Here is a 22,946-nt window from a genome sequence, read left to right as displayed (position 1 = left end):
TATTGAAGGATTACAAAAGATCTTTTGTAATCCTTAGGTATATAAAAGATGTATGGCTCCCGGATAACCCGTAGCCCTTTTCTTTTATACAGAAAATTACTAGTTTAAGCTAAGTGTGAAACTTCTATTTGGGCGGCAAACTGTTTTAATTTAATACCTCACTGGTGGTTTTAGCTAACGATTTCTCTTTTATCTTTGGTTTTTTAAGAGCTTTCATAGAGATTATATTTGATGACATGTCACAGGTGATCTCGAAATCTTCGAAATATAATTCGCTTACGCCATTCGCATTATAGGTATTTACACCTATCCTGTAGGTGCCACTACCCTCTGTAAATATAAGCCTCGTATTAGATGGCTTATTGGTGATGACTGTTTCAGGGCCGCTAGGTCGTTTATAGAACCTCCATGTGTACCTGACACCTGAAAATAAATCAGTTCCAAAAAAGTATTCAGGACAATCTGCACTGTCCATGTTTATGTAAGTAGGTTTTGGGGGGAGCTGAGCATTGGCTGACAAGCCAATAAAACTAATAGTTAATAGTAGAATTGCTGATAAAATTGTTCTTTTCATGTTTGAGTTTTTTAAATGATGAATATTGATTTCAGGATGCCGCCACAATAGAGAAGGAGAGGGATTGCGTTTAAAACATAATGGTAAAATAAAGTTAATAAATATTAAATTTATTTTTAGCATTTATAAACTTTAGTTTATTGATGATATGATATTGTACAGCGTCAGTAGTTTCTTTCTGATTTGCAAGATCGAATCTGGTCTGATCCTTATGTAGGTATCGTTCCCAGTCTTTTTTCGGGGAGAAGGGAATTTTGGGTTGAGAGTGATAGGAGATTTTTGGTCAGTTGAATTGCTGTTCGGCTAAAACAACCGAAATTTCGAATGGTTTGATTTTTTTGATAATTTTTATGAAATATTTTTATTCTCGTAAGCCATTGATTTAGTGGTTAAATGGGCTTTTTCTTTACTTAGAAGATGCTTTTTTTGATGAAATGCTTATTAATTAATTTACACCGGAATGTTTTTTTTCTATCTTTGCCGCCGTAGTAATTAACACTGCAGCACAGTAAATTTATTTGAATAATATTAGTAGGATTTATCATTTAAAAGTTGTTACTTTGCAATCCCTTCGAAAGAGGGAAAACAGATACCAAGTTCGGGGTGTAGCGTAGCCCGGTATCGCGCCTGCTTTGGGAGCAGGAGGTCGTAGGTTCGAATCCTGCCACCCCGACACTAACTACCTGGAAAGGTAGTTATACAATGACCAGTAGAAAAGAAGATACCAGTTCGGGGTGTAGCGTAGCCCGGTATCGCGCCTGCTTTGGGAGCAGGAGGTCGTAGGTTCGAATCCTGCCACCCCGACAACAATTACTTGGAAAAGTAGTTGAATAATGACCAGTAAAAAAGAAGATACCAGTTCGGGGTGTAGCGTAGCCCGGTATCGCGCCTGCTTTGGGAGCAGGAGGTCGTAGGTTCGAATCCTGCCACCCCGACACAACATTAAAAGCCTTTAAATCTTACGATTTAAAGGCTTTTTTGTAACCAATCAATATAGTCTTCTATTCTTCCCTGCCAGATAAGATGGTAAACTCAGTAGGGTATATTCTTTTCCATTCGAAGTCCTGATCTTATCTATTTTTAATTGACCACCATAAATTCTTAGTAGCAAGACTCCGAAAAATGTTTGATTATAAGCTAGTGTTTGTAACCAATTGGTCAGAACTTGGAGATATTTCATATTTTTGACCTGATCAATAACATCACAGTCTACCCATACAAAACAACAGCATGTTATACTTTACCGGTATTGCAATTTCATTATACTTGTTCATACTACTAGCAGTCAAGCCTCATAAAATAACTGCTGATAAACTACTAATGATTTGGCAGCTGGTAGCAACGCTTCATTTAGCCAGTCTGTATCTACTGGTTTCAGGAAACTATCACCAATTTCCCAATTTAATAGGATGGGGAGATTTATTAGCATTTGTTCATGGGCCTTTCCTGTATTTATATATCTTTTATCTTACCACACCAATAAAATTCAGTAAAAAAAAGCTACTTCATTTCTTACCTATTGCTTTTGCCTATCTTTTATGGATATCTTTTTTACTACAAAACCCGGAGCAAAAGCTATTGCTTTATGACCAGGGCTTTTCCTCTTCTTACTATAAGATCATTGGAATCATTACCAATGTTGGCATCATCATTTCGGGAATTGTTTATGTCTTAGCCTCAGTTGTTTTACTGCATCGATATAAGAAAAAAATAAGCGAAGAATTTTCTGATACAGATAAAATCAGCTTGAATTGGCTGCGCTACCTCATCGCAGGCATAGCTGGAATTTGGGTCTTTGTTATTTTTTATCCTACAGCAGAGAGCATCTATTTCAGTGCCTCGCTATATATCTGTTTCATTGGCTTTTTTGGTGTACGTCAACAACAAATCTTCAAAACCACCAATACTTTATCCTCCTCAGCAACAGAGCATCACACTTCATCTCCTCAAAGCAGAAACCCTTTAGCAGAACCCGTTAATATAGATTTATTATCCAATAAAATAAAATACGACTGGTCTTCACTTACCGAAGACGAAGTTGAACGTATTTTCCTGCAACTAAACAGGATAATGGTGCAAGAAAAACTGTACAAAAATGCGGAATTAACGCTGAGCAAATTAGCGGAATCCTTACAGCTAAAAGATGCTGCGCTATCGCAAGTCATCAATTCTAAATTTAAGAAGAGTTTTTACGACTATATCAATTCGCTTAGGGTAGATGAATGTGTAAAAATGATTGCTGATGAAAAAAATAAAAATTATACACTGCTGTCTATCGCCTTTGATTGCGGCTTCAATTCCAAATCGTCTTTCAATCGTAATTTTCGAAAATTTACAGGTAAGTCCCCTTCAGATTTTTTCAGAAAACCAGCCGAAATAACATATCCCAAGGCGCTATAGTTCCGCCATTCATTCCTTATACTCAATTATTCCTTCTTGACAATATATACTTGTGAGATTGATTTAGTTCATTTATTGTCAGCCACTTAAAGTGGGGATCCGCTTTAACCAACTCATTATTACAAACCAATAAGAGGTGCCACGAAGCCTCGTGGGGCGATTATGATTTCTCAGTGTTCCACCTTTGCCTTTAAAACTCTGAAATTTTAGATCGATAATTATGAAAACAAAACTTTTTTTATTTTCTGCGCTAATCTCTACAATGATATTGACCTTCGTATCCTGCAAAAAATGCATAACAGCACATTCACATATTGTAACTATCTAATTTATAACCCGCTAAAATATGAACACACGATCTATAGGTTTGGTAACCATCTTGGTCCCGATAGTCTTCCAGTTACAGGCGCAAAAGACACCTAAAGTAATTAGCCCGAACACCCCCTTTGACAAAGTAGCAGCTGAAGCCATGATCGGCAAAGACGGTACCTGCACCATCAACGGCCTTGTGTCTAAAAAAAGCAACTACATGGTCAACCTGGTAGAGCTATATCCCTGCACCGATTATTTCCTCGAATTTCTCGAACTCAAAAAGAAAGATAAAAAGGGTAAGAAAGCGATATACCTGTCAGACGAAGCCTTCAGCTACCGGATATTGACTATGATTGGTGCAGATGGCAGCTTTGAATTCAAAGGGCTGAATCCGGGCAAGTATTATCTGCAAACACGGGTCGTACAAACGAAGGTAGGTAACGGTGAAAAGCAAGTAGGCACTGAAACCACTACCACTTACAATGGTTATGGGGTACAGGTGGGACAAGGCAGCCGGGCTATCATGGAAAAGACCCGCTACCTGTACCAGACCGACGAGAACCTCGCGAAAATTGTAGAGATCAACGCCAATGGGCAGGTTATTAACCTTACACTCTAAAATTACCAGACATGACCACAAAAATAATAGCAGGCTATGCCTTATTCATGGCTTTATCGATAAGAACCATGGCACAGATTGTCCGTATACCTGACGCGAATTTCAAAAGAGGTATCATTGAGCAAGGTGTCGATACCAATGGAGATGGAGAAATCCAGGTAGAAGAAGCCAGAAAGGTGACTACATTGTATACTACCAAATCCGATATTGTTTCACTGGAAGGCATCAAAAGCTTTGTCAATCTGGTGGATTTTGGCTTTCACGAAAACAAAGTGAAAACGGTAGACGTTTCGGGTATGAAAAAACTCAAATTTATATATGGTTTTGACAACCAGTTGGAAACCATTCTGACAAAAGGCTGCGATAGCCTGGTGAATATCAGTTGCCACAAGAACAAGATCAGGAGTATCGATGTTTCTCACCTGAAAAAATTAGTTGTTTTAAGCCTGGGGTGGAATCTCCTTACCCGGTTGGATGTAAGTAATCATAACTCACTACTGCAATTGGAGGTGAATGATAATTCACTCCAGGAAATAAAATTCAACAATTGCCCTGAAATGCTTGATATCTGGATGTCTAGGAATCAAATAGCACACCCTATCGACCTTAGAGCAATGCCCAGGTTGAAATTCTTCAGAGCTTATTCCAATCCCATCCCTGCGCTGGATATCCGGGGCCTTGCCAATCTTGAAACCTGCAGGTGCTATGATTCGAATATCAAAACGCTCAACTTAAGTGGCACAGTAAAACTGAATGACCTGAGTTGGTATTAATAAAGATCATTGGGACATTAAACAGGGACAATGCGTATTTAATGATATGTGCATATTCGGTTGCCTGCATTGATCTTTAAATTGACATATAATTAACAATCAATGTGTTAATGGTCAGGTTAGGCGTCCTGCCACAGCGACACATTAAAGGCCTTTAGATCGTAAGATTTAAAGGCTTTTTTGTTTTGACGTTTTTTGAGTTGAATATTTTAAATCTCATTACGAGTGTAATCGTGTTACCTTACCTTGATAATTTTTATTGTTATAATAGGCTAATTCTCTATGAATTTATTAACTATTTTTTACTATTACGTCTGCAATATCGTCATAAGTTGCATACCAACAATTATGACCAAACTGACTAAACGAATATAGAGCTATATCTTTGTCATTTATTAAAACCGTAGGGACTTTATGAGGATAAATGGCATTAAAAGCAAGTGTCTTAATCAGGAAGTGAACATTGCTTACCACAAGGGATTGATCATGCTCATTATACTCATCAGGTATGTATTCTATTTTATTGATTTCGAAATTATTGTCTGAAACACTGATAAATGCCTTATAGACAACTTCTCCTGTCCAGCTTCTGGTAAAATAAATAATGTTGTCCCATCCGTAAATATCCCATTTATCCTCCATACATTTTGCTTTATAAGCAGCTCCTTCGATTTTCGAACCATTATGTGGATAGATAAGGTTAACACTAATAGTTTTACTTTCAGGTATTTTAGTATTAGTCAACTCTTTTCCAATGCTATGTCTTTGCTTATTAAATAATTCAGCCACATATTTATCTTTAGTGAAAGCAAGAATATGTTGAGTAAAACTTCTAATATCAAGAATCCGCTTATTAAATGGATTATGTTCACTTATCTCATGCCAAGTAAATTCATATTCTGGGTGGTCGTTTTGGAACGTTTCCGATTCTTTTACTTTCTTTTTAAATAATCTAAACATAAGAGGGCTCTAATTAAGCTAATATAATTTGAATATTTTATTTTCAATGAAAAGCGAAAGTTATTATTGTTGTTCTGGGAGTACCAAAGCAGCCAATAACCTCAAATCGTGCAGAAAAAGATTCGGAAATTGTCCCGCCAAGTCGACTCCAGGAGAAACGAATTAATGGTTTTCTCCTTTTTTATATCAATAAGAATGTGCAAACCAAATTGTTATTCCCTGGTTATTTATAGCTAGATTTTTTACAACAATGAAAAAAGTAACAAAGAAGCGAATTCCATGTACTAAATCATACTGGACGATTGATAATTTCCTGGAGGAATTAAAACAATTCTGCATCGAAAATGAAGATGCATTGAAGGAGCATTCACTTACAACACTTCTATTTGAAAAGAATAGATCCTACCTATATCATGCCTCACAAAAATTTGGAGGATTAAACAAGGTAAATGAAGAATTTGGCCTGGGATTGAAGCTATTACGACAAAATTATTGGACGGAAGAAAAGATATTGGAAGAGCTCTGGTTAATATACAACGCAGGACATAAAATAACGGATCGGACGTTAAGGGCACTTAGGCGGAATGACTTGTCTGGCGCAATAGCTTTAAGAGGTTCAATCAACTACTTCAAAAGGAAGATGGGACTCGCTAAAGAGAAAGTGAACTGGAGTAAGGAAGGAATGATTGAAGCCTACAAAGGGCTATTTCATAAGCTGGGAACGATTCCTACGGTCCAACAACTTAGAGCAAATGGCTACCAGGAGATGGAAAAGGCTATCTATGAAAAATTTGGAAGTCTTAGTGCACTTAGAGTTGCTGCCAACCTGGTTGGCGACCGTAAACCTCCCGGTTACTGGACAACAGAGGAAGTCATTACATCATTCATAGCTTTCTGTACTGAAAATAAGAGCGAACTAAAAAATAACTCTATTGGCGTGCTATTGAAAAAGAGGAACCCTAAACTATTTTCAGCTGTAAATGAAGCCGGAGGATTCAATAGACTGAACAAAAAATTAAAACTAGGGCTAAAATTAAATAGCAACGATTGGACAGAGAGAGAAGTATCTGCTCAAATAAGAAAACTTAAGTCTTCCGGAATGGCGATAACTGAAAAGAATCTGGGAAAATTGAATATGCTTGGTTTGAAGGCTGCTATTATGAAGAAGTTACAGCTACCGGGTTATAGAGAAAGAGTAGGAGTCCGTCAGAGACCAAGGGAAGAGTGGACAGAGGAAAAGGTTATAGCGCAATATAGCGACATTTATTTACAGACGGGAAAATTTCCGAAAGTACAAGAGTTAAGCAAAATGGGCAAGAGTGGTCTGGCTAGCGCGGGTTTTAAGTTCTTTGGAAATATTAATGCCATCAAGGAAATACTCAATATTCCCACTGATCGAAAATCCCAAAACTACTGGACGCTAAGCAATACAGGAAAGGAGTTGAAAGAATTTATCGATGAGAACATCATATCTAAAGGGGAGATTATTGATAAGCTTCGGCAGCAGAATAGACATGATCTTATAGGCGCCATATATAAGCATAAAGGTCTGAGAAATATCAGTGAAAAGTTTGGCTTGAATATAGGAATGAAGAAAGAGGAGTGGTCTAAAAAAGAAGTGCTGCGGGAGTTAAAGTCCCTAAGTAATAATGGAGTTGTAATGACACAGAACAATTTATCCGATTTAGGAAGAAATGATTTGCTGGGGGCAGTTGCAAAATTCGGAGGCCTTAATGTGTTTAAATATAAATTAGGATTAACTGTTAACAGGCAAAATTATTGGACAGATCAACGGATTGTAAAGACTTTAAAGCCTATTATCAAAAGCTTTGGCCGGATTCCAAGCAACAATGTACTAAAGGCACTGGGAAAGGGTGATGTTGCATGTGCCATAAAGAGGCAGGGTGGCGTGAGAAGATATATAGATCTATTGAACGTTCCGTCCATCGGATATTTCAGATCGAATGACAATCATTATCTTAATAGTGGATATGAATGCCTTTTTGACAATATCCTTTTCAAACATAATATTCCCCATTCTGTCAACGAACGTATTTTTCCATCAACCAACTACCGCTATGATTTTCTGATCGGTGACACTTATATTGAAATATGTGGGTATGACCCCAAAGAACATCCAGACTATTTTGAAAAACTTGAGCTAAAAAAGGCACTCTACGAAAAACAGAATCTTACTTACAGGATTATTGCGAAGAATTTCTTCTACAGGGATTTTGATACAATTGAAAAAAATGTTTTAGCAATAGCTTTGGATGCTTTCCCAACCCCGACTCGTAAAAATGTTTTAACCAACAATGATATTATTCCCTGCCATTACTGGAAAGATCTGAAGAATGTAAAAAAGGAATTGTTGCCTTTAGTGAAGAAATATGGAAGGATTCCTTTTGACCGGGAGTTGAGAAAAGAAAGAAAAGCCTCTCTGATATACGGAGTATATAAATACCATGGCACATTTTATGAAGTTGCGCAAAAACTGAATCTTAAAATTATGTACAAACCTAAGGGATTTTACACAAGAGAAAATGCCATTAAAGAATATGGGCAATTATGTGTTGAATACAAACGTTTTTTAACACAGAATGAGTTACAGCAAATGCATTACTTCGGATTGCTTGGTTTTATTGCTAAAATGGGAGGATTACTTAAAATCAGGCCGCTTACCGGGCTGAATTATAAAAAGCCCTTTTTGCCTAAAGGGCATTATACGCCAGATAAAGCTATAGAAGCATAATATAAGCAATTTATTACTATGTTTCGGGATTAATCGTCGGCGTGCTGGTCGGAACACTAATGGGGATAAAAATGAAACCTGCCAACTTATAGAAAGTCCCAGGTTAACTAGAATTATATAAAGGCTAACTTTTTCAGATCATGTGAGAAATGGTTCGAAAATTGTTCTGTCACCCCGACAAACAGAACTATCGTTCTGAACAAAAGGCCTTATCTATTAAGGCCTTTTTTGCTTAAATGCCATATCTCCAGATATTATTATTCGAAGCATTAATGCTTTTTGCCAGAAACCTTTAATAAGTCAATAGTCCAACAAAAAAGTAGTTTAATCCATTGATTTTGGTCTGAGTTGCCATTAATTTAGGTTTTCTATAAAGAGAGTAACGGATATGCTGTTATGCCTTGTGCTACTTGATCTTTTTAATTATTCAAGACCTGAAACAGCAGGTTTATAGCTAGAAAACAATCGTGAATGATAGAAAATAAATTATTTAAAGAAATGAAGAAACAATTGTATGTGTTGATACTCTTATTGCTGGCAATTCAGGTTCAGGCGCAACATCAAGATCACATACTGTGGTATAAAGCCCCTGCTAAAGACTGGAACGAGGCATTACCTGTTGGGAACGGACGTATGGGTGCTATGGTGTATGGCGACTGGAATAAGGAGACCATTCAGCTCAATGAAGAAAGCTTATGGGCGGGTACAAAAACGGAAGCTGATGCCGATGCAGCAAGTAAGATGCCTGAAATACAGCGTTTGCTCCTAGAGGGCAACATTGCCCAGGCCGCCAAACTTTCGGAAAAGTATTTAAGAAGTGATCCTTTGCGGATTCGATCCAATCAGTCGTTTGGACAGTTTCAAATCCAGTTTTTAAATAATAGTATACCATCCAAACAAATTGGAAACTATAAGAGATCTTTGGATCTGCAAACTGGAATTGCTGCAGTGCAGTATGATATTGATGGCGTACAATATAAACGAGAAGTCTTTATTTCCGCACCCGACAATGCTCTGGTGATGCGGTTATCTGCCAGTAAACCTGGCCGGCTTACTTTTCGGTTTGCATATGAACGGGAACAGGATGCTACAGCTTTTCCAAGTGGAGCAAAAGAACTGACGATACAAGGACAGATTGCTGATTTACCCATGCATGAAGGCGGAGATACTGGATTACATATGAAATTTGGAGGTCTGGTACGGGGTATTAATAAGGGAGGAACAATGGTAACCAATGCCAATTCTTTTTTTGTGGAAGGGGCAGATGAGGTCTTGTTTTATTTTACAGCAGCAACAGATTATAACTTTGCAAAGCTCGATTATGATCGCAATATTGACCCTCTGGTTCGTTGTAAAGAAATTCTGGCTAATGTAGAAGGCCTTTCCTTTGAAAATGCTAAGCTTAGGCATGTGCAGGATCATCAGAAAATGTTTGATCGCGTTGTTTTCAACATGGGTGAAGTCTCTGGTTTACCAACAAATGAACGCCTTGAGCGGGTGAAAGCGGGAGAGGTAGACGCGTCTTTAATCAGTTTATACTTTCAATACGGTCGCTATTTATTAATGGGGTCTTCACGTAAACCAGGAGTGCTTCCTGCAAATCTTCAAGGCGTTTGGAACCAGGACATGAATGCCGCTTGGAGCTCGGACTTTCATACGAATATCAATATTCAAATGAACTATTGGCCAGCCGAGGTTGCAAACCTGTCAGAAACAGTTCTGCCTTTTTCAAATTTTATAACAGCCTTGCGTAAACCAGGCAGAGTAACGGCAGCAAAAACGTATAATTCTGCGGGATGGACAATGAATCACTTGACTGATGCATTTGGCCGGACAGCCATTGCAGATGGGGTAGGTTGGGGAACCTTCCCGATAGCAGCGTCATGGTTGGTACTACATCAATGGGATCATTATTTATTTACCAAGGATAAGGAGTATTTGAAGAAGGAAGCTTATCCATCAATGAAAGAAGCTGCAGATTTTATTTTAGATTATTTAGTTGAGGATAAAAATGGATATTTGGTAACTGCACCATCCAACTCGCCTGAAAATAAATACAGAATGGCAGATGGACAAACCTTCATGTTGACTTATGGAGCAACCATGGATACACAGATTATCAATGAGCTTTTAGATGCATGCCTTCAAGCAGGTAAAGTAGTAGGAGAGACAGCTGAATTTACGAAAAGGCTGAAAACGGTAAAATCTAAATTGCCACCGATTAAGATAAGTGCCAGGTACAATACCATTCAGGAGTGGATTGAAGATTATGAAGAAGTAGAACCGGGTCATAGGCATATATCCCATCTTTTTGGGTTATATCCAGGAAAGACAATCACCGAAGATCAAAAGGATATTTTTGAGGCAGCTAAAAGGACGATTGAGAGACGTAGATTTTATAATGAGAATGCAGGTAACCGAATGGGGAGCTATACGGGATGGAGCAGGGCCTGGATGATTAACTTTTATGCTCGTTTGTTAGATGGGGAGGAAGCTGGAGCCAATGTACAGTTGTTACTGGAGAAAACGACCCTTAATAATTTGTTTAATACCCACCCTCCTTTTCAGATTGATGGAAACTTTGGAGGAACAGCAGGTATCGCCGAAATGTTGATACAAAGTCATAACCAGGAAGTTCATCTTCTCCCTGCACTCCCTGCTTCATGGAATACTGGTGAAATCAAAGGATTGAGAGCACGTGACGGTTTAACCATAGATTTAAAATGGAGTGATGGACAATTGATCTCTGCCATTTTATATGCAGATGAAAATAAAGAGGTGCGTGTTCGTTATAAGGATAAGGTGAAAAAAGTGAAGGTAAGTCGTAGCAAGCCATTGGTTTTAAAAAGTCTGAAATCCTAAAATTGCAGACACCCAATTTATCTTCCATTCGATAAACAGGCTCCTGATATTATAATTAATATTAAGTTTGTGATAGCTTCATTACTTATTTAAAATTATATATGAAAATCGTAATACTAGACGGATATACATTGAATCCCGGGGATCTGAGCTGGGACGGTTTAAAACAATTCGGTGAAGTAACCCTGTACGATCGTACCCCGGTAGATAAAGTTGTTGAACGCTCAAAAGGGGCGGATGTCATATTTACCAATAAAACACCGGTAAACGCAGAGGCATTAAACAGTCTTCCGGACTTAAGATACATTGGAGTGCTGGCCACTGGCTATAATATAGTGGATACCGGAATGGCCAGGGAAAAGGGGATAATAGTAAGTAATGTACCAGGTTACGGCACGCCATCTGTAGTGCAAATGACCTTTGGCCTTTTACTGGAGCTTTGTCTGCGTGTGCAGCGCCATAGTGATGCTGTGACGTCCGGCCGCTGGGCTTCCGCTACAGACTTTTGCTTCTGGGATTATCCGCTGGTTGAACTGACAGGAAAAACGATGGGGATTATCGGATTTGGTGATATAGGCAGGCAGGTTGCTGATGTGGCCACTGCATTTGGAATGAAAGTTATTGGAACAAGCCGGAACCGGACAGATCAGTCTCACCGAAGTAACTTTAAGTGGGCAGAAATACCCGAACTGCTGGAGCAGTCAGATGTTGTCAGTATCCATTGCCCTTTAACACCTGAAACCAAAGGACTGATCAATAAAGAAAACTTACAGCGAATGAAAAGCAGCGCTTTCCTGTTGAATACCTCAAGGGGGCCTGTCATTATTGAAGAGGATCTTGCCGAAGCATTGAACAATGGTAAAATTGCCGGAGCGGGCCTCGATGTGCTTTCTGTTGAGCCGCCTGCAAAGGATAACCCGCTTTTTGGTGCAAAAAACTGCATCATTACCCCTCACATCGCCTGGGCAACAAAAGAAGCGAGAGCCAGGTTAATGGAAATAACTATTGACAACCTGAATGCCTATAAAAATGGGAATCCTGTAAACGTAGTGAATCTCTAACTGAAGGCATTATGCATATACTGATTTCTCCCAATGCTTTTAAACACGCTCTGAATGCAGAAAAAGCAGCATTTGCTATCCAGGAAGGTTTAAGGCGAAGTAAGGCCGATATTACTACTGAATGTTTCCCGATAGCCGATGGCGGGGATGGTACAGGAACTTTAATTATAAAAAAATGTAATGGCACATTGTTGGATGCGGCAGTACACGACGCGCTAGGCAGACCAATAAATGCTGTATTTGGCCTGATTGATAATGGTGCAACTGCAGTTATAGAAATGGCAGACGCATCGGGTATAAGGTTACTTAAACCTGAAGAGTTTAACCCTCTGCATGCCAATTCTTCCGGTACAGGGGAAATGATCAGAAAAGCACTTGACCAGGGCGTTGAAAAAATTATAATCGGCATGGGTGGCTCGGCTACTGTAGATGGCGGTACGGGTATTTTGCGTGCCCTTGGTGTCCGTTTCTTAGCGGCGGACGGCAATGAGTTAACCATTCTTCCTGAAGATCTTGGCGAGTTGGCTACTGTTGACCTTTCAGCACTAGACGAAAGAATATTGAAATGTGAGCTGATTGTTTTGTGCGATGTAGACAATATGCTATTAGGTGACAAAGGATCTGCAGCTGTATTCGGCCCGCAAAAAGGTGCATCCCCGGATGACGTGAAAAAATTGGATCAGGCGCTTAACAAACTCTCGGCCGTGGCTTTACACCATACAGGTAGGGATATGGCTGCGATAAAGTACGGAGGTACTGCAGGAGGGGCAGCAGCAGGTTTATATGCTTTTTTGAATGCGAGACTCGTAAATGGGATAGATCATTTTCTTTCACTTACAGATTTTAATCTGGCACTGGAGCGGACAGATCTGGTCATTACCGGGGAAGGGAGTATTGATGAGCAAACCTTACAGGGAAAAGGGCCTTTTGGCGTAGCGTACCATGCCAAACTTAAAGGATTGCCTGTTGTTGCTTTCGCGGGAAAGGTGCCACTGGATCGGAATATAAATTTACAGGCGTATTTTGATGTATTAATGCCTATTGGAAACCAGCCCAGCGATCTCGCAACTGCGTTGGCATGTACAGCAGATAACCTTACGCGGACAGCTGAAACATTGGGTAATATGCTGGCCTTGATGCAGGAGAAAAGATGTTGATATAAAAGGTTCAGTAGTTCTTTGTAGAAGAAATACTGAATTTGGAGATGTTCACTGAGGTGTTTTAAATACGTGTTATCTGTAATGTGTTTATTATCAGTTAGATATTTTGGTGTTGGCTAATCCTGCCACCCCTATATAATTACTAAACCTGCGAGTTATAATTTGCAGTTTTTTTTATTTCTGATGTTTTTTAAGTTCTCCATTTAGGGATAAATTCTTTTCTATTATTATATTGGCTCTTTAGTATAATTATGAAGGATACAAAAGCGGGATATGCTACTTATACTGATCCAGAATTAGTCTCTTTGTTGAAAAAAGATGATCATATTGCTTATGCTGAAATTTATAATAGGTATAAGTGGGTTTTGTATCTTCATGCATTAAGAAGAATTGGAGATAGAGAACAGTCAAAAGATATAGTTCAGGAGTTATTTTTGGCGCTATGGGACAAAAGGGCCAACTTTGATTTGAGAAGTCATTTATCAGGTTATTTGTATACCTCAGTGCGTAATCGTATCATTAAATATATCGCCCATCAGAAGGTGGAGTCTGCTTATGTTAATTCTGTTAAAGAAACGCTAAATGAAGGGAAGTGCATTACAGACCACAGTATAAGGGAGAAAAGCCTTGCTGCAATTATAGAAAAAGAAATTGCAGAACTTCCAGAAAAAATGAGGGAGGTTTTTATTTTAAGTCGAAAACACAACTTAAATCATAAAGAAATTGCTTTACAATTGGGAATTGAAGATACAACTGTGAAGCGGCAGATTAGTAATGCCCTCAAAATTTTACGTGAAAAATTGGGAATTATAGTCTGGCTTTTATTGTTTTTTAAAATTTTATAATGTTGATTTTTAGTTGTTTGTGTTTTTTATTGCGCATTGTCTACATCCTGAGCCCCAGTTAAGGGTCAATACCTGTATCAAGTCGGATAATTAATTCCGTCTGACGGCAATTATGGACAATAACGACATTATCGCATTATTAAAAAAGTATAGTCTGGGGGAGTGCACGCCTGATGAAGAGGCCTTGGTAGAAACCTGGTACATCAATCATAGAACAGGATCTTTAAATTTCTCTATTGAAGAACTTTCTGCTGACTTAGAGCACATTAATGTTCAATTACTAGAACATGCTAAGCGCCGTAAAGCTCGATTATGGCCGAAATTTGTAGCTGCCGCTGCTGCTATTGGTTTAATCTTATCAATTGGTACTTATTTCCTGAATTATAAGAAACTCCCGGATCAACAATATGCTCAAATTCAGAAGTATGATGTAGGACCAGGAGGGAATAAGGCTGTTTTGACGTTGTCAAACGGTAAGCAAATTGTTTTAACAGAGGCAAGGAAGGGGAAACTGGCATCGGAGAATGAAATTGAAATCCGTAAAACTGCAGATGGGAAAGTGGTTTATTCTTCAGATACAGAAGCAAAAAAAATAAATGCTGATCTTGAATATAATACCATAACTACTCCACTTGGAGGCCAGTACAAGCTTGTTTTATCCGATGGGACAAATGTAGTGTTAGATGCTGCCTCTTCGATAAGATACCCGGTAAGTTTTGTTGGTGGTGAAAGAAGAGTTGAGATAACTGGTCAGGTTTATTTTGAAGTAGCTCATCATAAATTAAAACCATTTCGTGTGATAGCTGCCGGGCAAACTGTAGAAGTATTAGGCACGCATTTTAACATCAATGCTTACAATGATGAACCTTCAATAATAACCACCTTGCTTGAAGGGCGTGTAAACGTAACTAAAGAAGGGAAAAGTGTAATCCTTAAGCCTGGCCAGCAGTCAGTGGTAAATGGTGGCGCTTTAAATGTGGTTGAAGTCAATACCGATAAAGCTGTCGCATGGAAGAATGGCTATTTCCGGTTTAATGATGAAAAGATTGAAAGTATCCTGCGTGAACTCTCTCGTTGGTATGGTATAAAGGTAATATATAAAGGGAAGGTTCCGGAAGAAGGCTTTAGTGGTAAAATTTCCAGATATAAAAATATTAGCCAGGTACTGAAGATGCTGGAATATTCCGGGACAGTGCGTTTTACTTTAGAGGAAAGGAAGGTCGTAGTTATGTAAAAGTATATACTAAACTAAGGATTCCAAAGGAGCCCTTCTGACTGAATCCAGAAGGGCAGATGGTCGGAATTTAATCATCAATAATAAAAATCAACGATAACCAGCAGTGTACCTACCCATCTGGACAATGAAAGGTGCAGTGCATAAAAAACAAACCAAACGAATGTACAGATTTTATTCTAAAATTTCTGTAAGGCTGCCCTATAGGCGCTTTGCAGCTAAAATTCTATTCATAATGAAATTGACCACCTTCATTTTGATCACCACATTGCTACAAGTTAATGCGTCTACCTTTGCCCAAAGGGTCTCGTTAACGAAGAAAAATGCGTCAATGGAAAAAGTTTTTGAGGAAATTAGTTTACAGACAGGATATGATTTTCTGTTCTCAACAGCTACTTTAAAAAATATAAAACCGGTAACCATTAAAGCTAAAGATGTTGAGTTAAGGGATGTCCTGAAAATGATTTTTACCGGGCAACCATTAGAATACTCCATTGAAAACAAAGCAATTCTTGTAAGAAAAAAGGTTGAACCTTTAAAATCAGAGGTTGTAGCTGTTCAACTAACAAGATATGCCGGTACAGTAAAAGATGCTAAAGGAATACCGTTAGCCGGTGTTAACATACTACTTAAAGGGACGAAGAAGACCGTTGTAACTGATAAATCAGGCGGTTTCAGTATAGATGCTAATCAAGGCGATGTTTTAGTATTCACATTTGTAGGTTATAAATCAAAGGAGTTTACTTTAACAGCAAAAAACAGTATTAATTTAATAATGGATGAATCAGTTTTAGAGCTCAAAGGTGTATCTATTAGTACTGGTATCTTTGAAAAACCTATAGAGTCCTTTACTGGCGCAGCCACAACCATTAGTTCAGAACAAATACTGCAATCTGGTAGCGGTGATATTTTATCAGCATTAAGGAATATTGATCCGGCATTTAATCTTGTTGTGAATAATGCTGTCGGGTCAAATCCTAATGCATTATCGCAAATTACAATTCGTGGGGCTTCCAGTTTACCAACTGCCGAGCAGTATTCCTCTCAGCAAGTAAGAAATCCAACTCCTGCCCAGTTGCAGGATCAAAAAACAGCTGCAGCTTTGAATACGCCTTTATTTATCCTGGATGGTTTTGAGGTTCCTCAGGAAAGAATAATGGATATGAATGTTAATATTGTAGCTAGTATTACTATTTTGAAGGATGCTTCCGCCACCGCAATTTATGGATCAAGAGGTTCTAATGGTGTTGTGGTCGTTACGACTAAACCTCCTCTTGCCGGAAAGTTAAGGGTGAGCTATAGAACTGACTTATTTGTGGAGTTACCTGACCTCAGTTCTTATGAACTGCTAAATTCAAAGCAATTACTGAGTCTGCAACAAGAAGTAGGTTTGTTTAAAGGAGCTGTTCCGGCTTCAGATGTCCGGTTAACACAGTATTATAATAATGTATTAAATTCAGTAAATAATGGAGTCAATACTTATTGGTTATCAAAACCATTACAAGTAGGGGTTGATCAACGCCATAATTTAGTTGTTGAAGGGGGGGATAAAATCAGATACTCGTTAAGCACAAGTTATATTGAGAAAAGTGGCGTAATGAAGGGATCAAAAAGGAATACTTTTAATGAAAACATCAATTTGTCCTATTTAACCCGGAACGTGAAATTTACGAATAGTTTGTTTCTGGGAATTGTCAATAATGCAGAATCCCCTTATGGGTCTTTTAGTGATTATGCGAGAGCTGCTCCTTATTATGTGCCTACAGACAACTATGGACAAGTAACCCGGCAATTAGGAGAAGAGTATGGTAATTATGATGGACTCTATGGTTTTTGGGGAGAGAAAGCTTTTTTACCAGCAAATCCATTGTTTAATGCTTCTACCAATTCATTCAATAAAGCTAAAAGTCTTAATTTGACTAATAACACGGCTATAGATTATTCAATTACTACAGGACTAAAACTAAGAGGTCAATTGAGTGTTACGAAAACTACCAGCCAAAGTGATGTATTCAGGTCTGCAAATAATACCGCATTTCTTGGTTATTCCGTCGCCGATCAGGCATTGAAAGGCGATTATACCTATGGTGTGGGGGATGTAATGGGGTATAGTGGACAACTAAATCTTGTTTATTCTAAGACTATAGGAGAAAAACACCTGATTTTTACCGGTCTTAATTATGATATAAGTCAAAATAACAATACTAATTATAGCTTTTTAGCTGTGGGGTATAATGGGAATCCGCTCGATGGGTTTTTAGGAGGTGCATTGCAATACCCTGCTAACAGAGCGGCGCCATTAGCCGCAGAGGGTTTAATGAGGACTATTGGAATTACTGCTAATGCAAACTATGTATATGACCAAAAGTATTTTGTTGACTTTGCTTTTCGCGAGGATGGTGCTTCACAGTTTGGTTCTCAAAAACGCTGGGCTCCATTTTGGTCTGCAGGTGCAGGCTGGAATCTGGAAAAGGAATCCTTTTTTAAGGAGTTGAAATTTATAGATCGTTTAAAATTACGTGGTTCTGTAGGGGTTACAGGCTCTCAAAACTTTAGTCCATATCAGGCACAAACCGTTTACAATTATATGGTTGGTACCAGTTATAACAATTCAGTTGGTGTTACGCTTGTAGGCTATGGTAATCCTGATTTACGTTGGCAACAACAAAAAAAGTATAATTTGGGTTTTGATGCTTCTTTATTGCAAGGAAGCTTGCTTTTAAGAGGTGATTTTTATAGAACCAAAACTACTAATATGGTGTCCTCAGCCTATCTGCAACCTTCAAATGGCTTTGATAGCTATATTAACAATGTTGGGAGTATGCAGAATGTTGGTTATGAAATTGCTGCTACAGCTTTTGTTTTACGAGACGTTAATCATTTTAGCTGGAGCTTAACAACTTCGTTTATACACAATAACAATAAGATTCTTAAACTCTCACCTGCTTTAGTCGCAGCACAGAATGCGGCGCTTTCACAAGCTCTGACAAGCACTGTTGGTCAGGTTACCGAGCCTAGAAATACCTATATAGAAGGTTATTCGATCAATACCATCTGGGCGGTTCCATCATTAGGAATCGACCCGAGTAATGGTAAGGAAATGTACCTGGATAAAGATGGTATGCCTACCTATATATGGAGTGCGGCAAACTTACGTGCAGTTGGAAATACCAATCCTGATATAAATGGGATTTTCAGCACGATGTTCCGGTATAAATCTTTTACCGCTAATGTTATCTTCGGTTATCAGTTTGGCGGACAATTATACAATGCTACACTTATTAATAAAGTCGAAAACGCTAACTATCGTTATAATGTAGATTCACGTGTATATAATGATCGTTGGCAAAAGCCAGGGGATATTGTAGGGTACAAAGGCTTAAATAATACTACACCAACATTAGTTTCTTCAAGATTTGTTCAGGATGAAAGTACTTTAACCTGTAATAATATTTTTCTTAACTATGATTTTGCATTAGGTGCCTTAACAAATAAACTAAAAATTCAGCGTTTTTCTGCAGGGATCAATATCAGTAACCCCTTTTATCTCTCTACAGTTAAACAGGAGCGGGGAACGAGTTATCCTTTCAGTAGGAACGCCTCATTGAATTTACAAGTGATCTTTTAATATTAAAAAACTTATATTATGAACAATATACGGTTTATGTCGGTCGTAGTCATGGTATTGACCTTAACTACTTTTACTTCCTGTAAAAAATGGCTTACAGTAGAGCCTAAAACATCAATACAACTTAATGATTTGTTAACTACAGAAACTGGTTTCCGACAGGCTCTTGTTGGTATTTATACCACAATGAATTCGGCATCCAGTTATGGGCAGGCACTAAGTATGACAACTATAGAGCATTTAATTGCTAACTGGGATGTAACAAATGGATCCTTGGAACAAAAGCTGACGCAGGGAAATTATCTTGATGCCGACGTTCAGACACAGATGCTCGCCATCTATAAACAGCAGTATAATATAATTGCTAATATCAATGCAATACTTGATCAGATTGATCAGAACAAAGCGATATTTAAAACACCCGGTTTATATGAAATCGTAAAAGGGGAATGCCTGGCATTGAGGGCTTATTGTCACTTTGATGTGATGAGGATATGGGGCCCTGTTCCGACATCATCAACAGGGGGTAAATTACCGCCCTATGTTACATCGTTCTCCACACAATCTAATCCATTGATTAGTTTTACTCAGTTTCAAAACATGCTGATCAAGGACCTGACCGAAGCAGAATTCTTATTAAAAGGAGTAGATCCGATACTTACCTCTTCTTTAAAATCTTTATCTTCAGGTGAAGACAATCCTTTTAATTATCGCCATTTAAAGATGAACTATTACGCAGTGAAAGCTTTACAGGCACGCGCGTATTTATGGTTTGGAAGTACAAAGGAAGCCTATGAAAGTGCTTCATCAGTAATATCGGCAAAGGATCCAGATGGTAATTTTAAATTTCGTTTAGGGACTTCTGCAGATTTTGGTCAGAAAGATAATGAATTGAGTGCAGAACAGGTTTTTGGCCTGCATAACAGTAACCTGAATACGGTATATAACAATACGTTTGCCAATGGAATATTAAAGCGTGGGACTACCGCAACTACTGTAACCAACCAATTGTACGGTGCTACAGGAACGGATATACGTGAGACGAAGTTATGGCTATTGGTTCCCCAGCTTAGTGGAAGAAATGCTTATGTTATTCAAAAGTATAATGTTCCGGCTGCAACGAATCTATCTGATTTTAACAGAATACCGATGTTACGTTTGAGTGAAATTTATTTTATTGCAATTGAAACTGCGACAAATCTGTCGGATGCACAAGTACTCTGGAATAATTTCCGCGCTGCACGTGGTTTGGCTCCAAACACATTATCTAATGATCCTGTCTTAGTGAAAAATGCGTTATTGGCTGAGTATCGGAAGGAGTTTTTTGCCGAAGGACAAGCCTTTTACGCTTATAAAAGATTGAATACGCCAACAGCGAGTATGGTGCCTAAATGGACACCAGCGACCTATAATGTGAACTATTTGTTTCCGTTACCAAATACGGAATTACAACCATAAAAATTATTTGTATGAAACTCATTAAATATTTCATAATGGCCCTGGTCATTTTAACCACGGGTGCCTGTAAAAAAGAAGAAATTAAACAATATTCAGGTAAGCAGATGATTGACTTTGGTTCTGCTGTAGTTGGAAGCCTGGTTGATAGCACACAAAATTTCACTTTTTATTACAGCCAAACCAGTGCAACTCAAGATACAGCCTGGTTTGATATTTACGCCTTAGGTGGGCCTGTTGCAAAGGACAGGAAAATCAGTTTGCGACAAGTAGCAACAACAGGTTCGGGTGTAATAAATGCGCTTCCTGGGGTTGATTATAAGGAGTTTTCCGATCCTGACTTAAGCAAATGGTATGTGATGAAGGCCGGAGCCGTAAAAACACGTATTCCTATTGTAATGCTTCGTACGGAAAAATTAGAAACAACGAATCTTACCTTGATGTTCGATGTAGTCGCCAATGGGGACTTTGAAGTGGGGGTGTCAGGGTATTTATGGCGTAAACTTATATTTACAGAACAGTTGAGTAAACCATTCAACTGGCCTAGCTTTTTAGGAACCTACAGTGTAGAAAAGCATAAATTTATTATTGCCAATTCTGATCTCAGGTGGGATAGCGCGGATATCGCTTTAATCCTTGCGGCTTATTCCAATGCTTATTATTATAATGCACTCTTTGTTCAGGCTTTGAATGAATATAACAACACTCATGAGGAGCCACTCAGAGATGAAAACAAAGACCTGATCACCTTTCCCATATACTAATTTAGAAAAGACATGAAAAAACAAATCATATTATTACTTGGGATAACTATATCTTTCCTTGTTATGTCATGTTATAAAGACAAAGGTAATTACGAATATACACCTAATGAAGTCATAACTGCTAAAGGAATCGAACCTGCTTATACTGTCTTATTTAATTCAAATTTTAAGATCAACCCTGTGGTATCATCATCTAAAGCGGAGGCAAAATTTGAATATTTTTGGGCAATTTATAATAAAGGAGGAGCTCAGCTACCTGCAGATACGATTGGCAGAACTTTAAATCTGGATTATGTGGTTACAAAAAATCCAGGAAGTTATGTGCTGGTGTTTGGTGCAAAAAATATAGCAACCGGCTTTCAGCAGCAGTTTACTTATCCAATCAGTATTGATACAGAGTTTACCCGTGGATGGTATATTTTAAAGGATAATGGTGCTAAAACTGATCTGGATCTTTATTTAACCCCAACTTCTCTTGTACCTTCATCTCAATTGAATAACGTATTTAGTAGTATAAATGGAAAACAAGTTGAAGGAAAAGCACGCTATCTTAGTTTTAGTGCTGAATACCAATCAACAGTGAATGGAAGTCCTGAATATCCGCTGGCAGCTACAAGAGTATTATTTATGACCACAGATAAAGGTGCTAGTGTTTTGAATGTCAATACACTTTTAGAAATTCATGATTTCGACGGGATGTTTCAAGGACCTGCACCAGTGGTTAAATCGCCGACCTTTATAGGGCCGGGGACTAGTTCATATCTCTTTGTGAATGCGGGGCAGTTGCATGCACTGCAGTCCAATGTTGCAAATCTCGGCTTGTTTAACATAGCTCAACAACGGAATACGACTAATGATAGTTATCATTTATCAAAATACTTTTTTTCTCATGCGTTTGGAGGCCAGTATTTTTTTGATGAAACAAGCAGTTCCTTTGTTTCAACCTCTGGAGCATCTTCTATGCTGGTGTCTGTAGTAGATGCACCAGGTACATTATTGTCTGCTAATAAAAATAATCAGTCATTATTGTATATGGGTGTGAAGTCCAACACTGAGGGAGTTGCATTGTTTCAGGATAAAACTACTTCCGTAAAAAGGTTAGGTGTTTTTACCGTAAGTACAGCAGTTTTTAAAGTCACCAGTCTTGTTCCAATATTGAATACTGAAAAGTTGAATGATGCAACTTTAATTACCAGTAATGTAAATGACGAATCCTTGATCTATTTTGTGGTCGGAGGTAATCAGTTATGGTCTCGCAATCTAGTCAGCAATGTAGAACAGTTACAATATATTGCTCCAGTTGGTGAGACAATTACTTATATACGCCACAAGGTATATAATGGGTTTGGAGAAGAATCAGCCTATTCTTTTAATTACATTTTAGTTGGCTCATCGTTGGGTGGCAATTACAAGGTAAGGATGTTTGGTAAAACAGCAGGAAATCTTAATGCTACGCCAGTTATGACATTAAATGGTAGTGGTAACATCGGAGATATAATTTATACTTCTCCTTCGCTTTTTACATACCTGTATAATTCGTATTAGGA

The 22,946-nt window shown here is 38.2% G+C and carries 16 protein-coding genes and 3 tRNA genes; 16 read left to right on the top strand and 3 right to left on the bottom strand.

All coding sequences use genetic code 11. The features are described from left to right. Nucleotides 1-145 precede the first annotated feature (145 nt). Nucleotides 146-574: a hypothetical protein gene (locus tag R2Q84_RS03730; RefSeq protein ID WP_316815186.1), complete on the bottom strand. Its 429-nt coding sequence runs from the start codon at nt 572-574 to the stop codon at nt 146-148. Between the two features lie 599 nt (nt 575-1,173). On the opposite strand from R2Q84_RS03730, the gene R2Q84_RS03725 reads away from it, so the two are divergent. The 3 genes from R2Q84_RS03725 (at nt 1,174) to R2Q84_RS03715 (ending at nt 1,509) form a co-directional block, all read left to right on the top strand. Next, nucleotides 1,174-1,247, top strand: a tRNA-Pro gene (locus tag R2Q84_RS03725). A 57-nt stretch (nt 1,248-1,304) separates the two neighbouring features. Then, nucleotides 1,305-1,378, top strand: a tRNA-Pro gene (locus tag R2Q84_RS03720). A gap of 57 nt (nt 1,379-1,435) precedes the next feature. After that, nucleotides 1,436-1,509, top strand: a tRNA-Pro gene (locus R2Q84_RS03715). Nucleotides 1,510-1,562: 53 nt separating this feature from the next. Here the strand turns inward: R2Q84_RS03715 and R2Q84_RS03710 are convergent. After that, nucleotides 1,563-1,754, bottom strand: a complete 192-nt coding sequence (locus R2Q84_RS03710) for a hypothetical protein (RefSeq protein ID WP_316815185.1) — start codon at nt 1,752-1,754, stop codon at nt 1,563-1,565. A gap of 140 nt (nt 1,755-1,894) precedes the next feature. Here R2Q84_RS03710 and R2Q84_RS03705 point away from each other — a divergent pair, with 140 nt between their 5' ends. The 3 genes from R2Q84_RS03705 (at nt 1,895) to R2Q84_RS03695 (ending at nt 4,678) form a co-directional block, all read left to right on the top strand. Continuing rightward, nucleotides 1,895-2,974, top strand: coding sequence for a helix-turn-helix domain-containing protein (locus tag R2Q84_RS03705; protein ID WP_162988873.1), 1,080 nt, complete (start codon nt 1,895-1,897; stop codon nt 2,972-2,974). 346 nt (nt 2,975-3,320) lie between these two features. Next, nucleotides 3,321-3,905, top strand: a complete 585-nt coding sequence (locus tag R2Q84_RS03700; protein WP_316815184.1) for a hypothetical protein — start codon at nt 3,321-3,323, stop codon at nt 3,903-3,905. 11 nt (nt 3,906-3,916) lie between these two features. Further along, nucleotides 3,917-4,678 (top strand): hypothetical protein, encoded by a 762-nt coding sequence (locus R2Q84_RS03695; protein WP_316815183.1) that lies wholly within the window; start codon nt 3,917-3,919, stop codon nt 4,676-4,678. Nucleotides 4,679-4,969: 291 nt separating this feature from the next. Here the strand turns inward: R2Q84_RS03695 and R2Q84_RS03690 are convergent, their stop codons facing one another. After that, the gene (locus R2Q84_RS03690) at nt 4,970-5,638 is read right to left on the bottom strand and encodes a hypothetical protein (RefSeq protein ID WP_316815181.1); all 669 of its coding nucleotides are present in this window, start codon (nt 5,636-5,638) and stop codon (nt 4,970-4,972) included. A gap of 250 nt (nt 5,639-5,888) precedes the next feature. Between R2Q84_RS03690 and R2Q84_RS03685 the strand changes: the two genes are divergently transcribed. The 10 genes from R2Q84_RS03685 (at nt 5,889) to R2Q84_RS03640 (ending at nt 22,944) form a co-directional block, all read left to right on the top strand. Continuing rightward, the gene (locus R2Q84_RS03685; protein WP_316815180.1) at nt 5,889-8,390 is read left to right on the top strand and encodes a hypothetical protein; all 2,502 of its coding nucleotides are present in this window, start codon (nt 5,889-5,891) and stop codon (nt 8,388-8,390) included. 498 nt (nt 8,391-8,888) lie between these two features. Next, on the top strand, nt 8,889-11,252 hold the full coding sequence (locus tag R2Q84_RS03680) for a glycoside hydrolase family 95 protein (RefSeq protein WP_316815179.1): 2,364 nt from the start codon (nt 8,889-8,891) through the stop codon (nt 11,250-11,252). A gap of 101 nt (nt 11,253-11,353) precedes the next feature. Next, the gene (locus tag R2Q84_RS03675) at nt 11,354-12,313 is read left to right on the top strand and encodes a D-2-hydroxyacid dehydrogenase (protein WP_316815178.1); all 960 of its coding nucleotides are present in this window, start codon (nt 11,354-11,356) and stop codon (nt 12,311-12,313) included. 11 nt (nt 12,314-12,324) lie between these two features. After that, nucleotides 12,325-13,470 carry a glycerate kinase gene (locus R2Q84_RS03670; protein ID WP_316815177.1) on the top strand — a complete coding sequence of 382 codons (1,146 nt, stop codon included), beginning with the start codon at nt 12,325-12,327 and terminating at the stop codon, nt 13,468-13,470. A 254-nt stretch (nt 13,471-13,724) separates the two neighbouring features. After that, nucleotides 13,725-14,318: an RNA polymerase sigma-70 factor gene (locus tag R2Q84_RS03665; protein ID WP_316815176.1), complete on the top strand. Its 594-nt coding sequence runs from the start codon at nt 13,725-13,727 to the stop codon at nt 14,316-14,318. Between the two features lie 112 nt (nt 14,319-14,430). Next, the gene (locus tag R2Q84_RS03660; RefSeq protein ID WP_316815175.1) at nt 14,431-15,552 is read left to right on the top strand and encodes a FecR family protein; all 1,122 of its coding nucleotides are present in this window, start codon (nt 14,431-14,433) and stop codon (nt 15,550-15,552) included. 235 nt (nt 15,553-15,787) lie between these two features. Further along, a complete protein-coding gene (locus tag R2Q84_RS03655) occupies nt 15,788-19,180 on the top strand; it encodes a SusC/RagA family TonB-linked outer membrane protein (RefSeq protein ID WP_316815174.1) in 3,393 nt (1,130 codons plus the stop codon). Nucleotides 19,181-19,198: 18 nt separating this feature from the next. After that, complete coding sequence (locus R2Q84_RS03650; protein ID WP_316815173.1) at nt 19,199-20,638, top strand: RagB/SusD family nutrient uptake outer membrane protein; 1,440 nt, start codon at nt 19,199-19,201, stop codon at nt 20,636-20,638. 11 nt (nt 20,639-20,649) lie between these two features. After that, the gene (locus R2Q84_RS03645; protein ID WP_316815172.1) at nt 20,650-21,399 is read left to right on the top strand and encodes a DUF4843 domain-containing protein; all 750 of its coding nucleotides are present in this window, start codon (nt 20,650-20,652) and stop codon (nt 21,397-21,399) included. A gap of 12 nt (nt 21,400-21,411) precedes the next feature. Further along, nucleotides 21,412-22,944 (top strand): PKD-like family lipoprotein, encoded by a 1,533-nt coding sequence (locus tag R2Q84_RS03640; protein ID WP_316815171.1) that lies wholly within the window; start codon nt 21,412-21,414, stop codon nt 22,942-22,944. Nucleotides 22,945-22,946: the final 2 nt, after the last annotated feature.

This window comes from Pedobacter nyackensis (assembly GCF_032678475.1).
GTDB classification, from domain to species: domain Bacteria; phylum Bacteroidota; class Bacteroidia; order Sphingobacteriales; family Sphingobacteriaceae; genus Pedobacter; species Pedobacter nyackensis_A.
This window is presented reverse-complemented; position numbering and strand designations above follow the sequence as displayed.

Excerpts from the sequence above, each read along its gene's own strand:
- R2Q84_RS03690 (WP_316815181.1), bottom strand. The coding sequence starts at position 5,638 with ATGTTTAGATTATTTAAAAAGAAAGTAAAAGAATCGGAAACGTTCCAA.
- R2Q84_RS03705 (WP_162988873.1), top strand. The coding sequence starts at position 1,895 with ATGATTTGGCAGCTGGTAGCAACGCTTCATTTAGCCAGTCTGTATCTA.
- R2Q84_RS03665 (WP_316815176.1), top strand. The coding sequence starts at position 13,725 with ATGAAGGATACAAAAGCGGGATATGCTACTTATACTGATCCAGAATTA.
- R2Q84_RS03645 (WP_316815172.1), top strand. The coding sequence starts at position 20,650 with ATGAAACTCATTAAATATTTCATAATGGCCCTGGTCATTTTAACCACG.
- R2Q84_RS03700 (WP_316815184.1), top strand. The coding sequence starts at position 3,321 with ATGAACACACGATCTATAGGTTTGGTAACCATCTTGGTCCCGATAGTC.
- R2Q84_RS03680 (WP_316815179.1), top strand. The coding sequence starts at position 8,889 with ATGAAGAAACAATTGTATGTGTTGATACTCTTATTGCTGGCAATTCAG.
- R2Q84_RS03660 (WP_316815175.1), top strand. The coding sequence starts at position 14,431 with ATGGACAATAACGACATTATCGCATTATTAAAAAAGTATAGTCTGGGG.
- R2Q84_RS03670 (WP_316815177.1), top strand. The coding sequence starts at position 12,325 with ATGCATATACTGATTTCTCCCAATGCTTTTAAACACGCTCTGAATGCA.
- R2Q84_RS03730 (WP_316815186.1), bottom strand. The coding sequence starts at position 574 with ATGAAAAGAACAATTTTATCAGCAATTCTACTATTAACTATTAGTTTT.
- R2Q84_RS03710 (WP_316815185.1), bottom strand. The coding sequence starts at position 1,754 with ATGAAATATCTCCAAGTTCTGACCAATTGGTTACAAACACTAGCTTAT.
- R2Q84_RS03695 (WP_316815183.1), top strand. The coding sequence starts at position 3,917 with ATGACCACAAAAATAATAGCAGGCTATGCCTTATTCATGGCTTTATCG.
- R2Q84_RS03650 (WP_316815173.1), top strand. The coding sequence starts at position 19,199 with ATGAACAATATACGGTTTATGTCGGTCGTAGTCATGGTATTGACCTTA.
- R2Q84_RS03675 (WP_316815178.1), top strand. The coding sequence starts at position 11,354 with ATGAAAATCGTAATACTAGACGGATATACATTGAATCCCGGGGATCTG.
- R2Q84_RS03640 (WP_316815171.1), top strand. The coding sequence starts at position 21,412 with ATGAAAAAACAAATCATATTATTACTTGGGATAACTATATCTTTCCTT.
- R2Q84_RS03655 (WP_316815174.1), top strand. The coding sequence starts at position 15,788 with ATGAAATTGACCACCTTCATTTTGATCACCACATTGCTACAAGTTAAT.
- R2Q84_RS03685 (WP_316815180.1), top strand. The coding sequence starts at position 5,889 with ATGAAAAAAGTAACAAAGAAGCGAATTCCATGTACTAAATCATACTGG.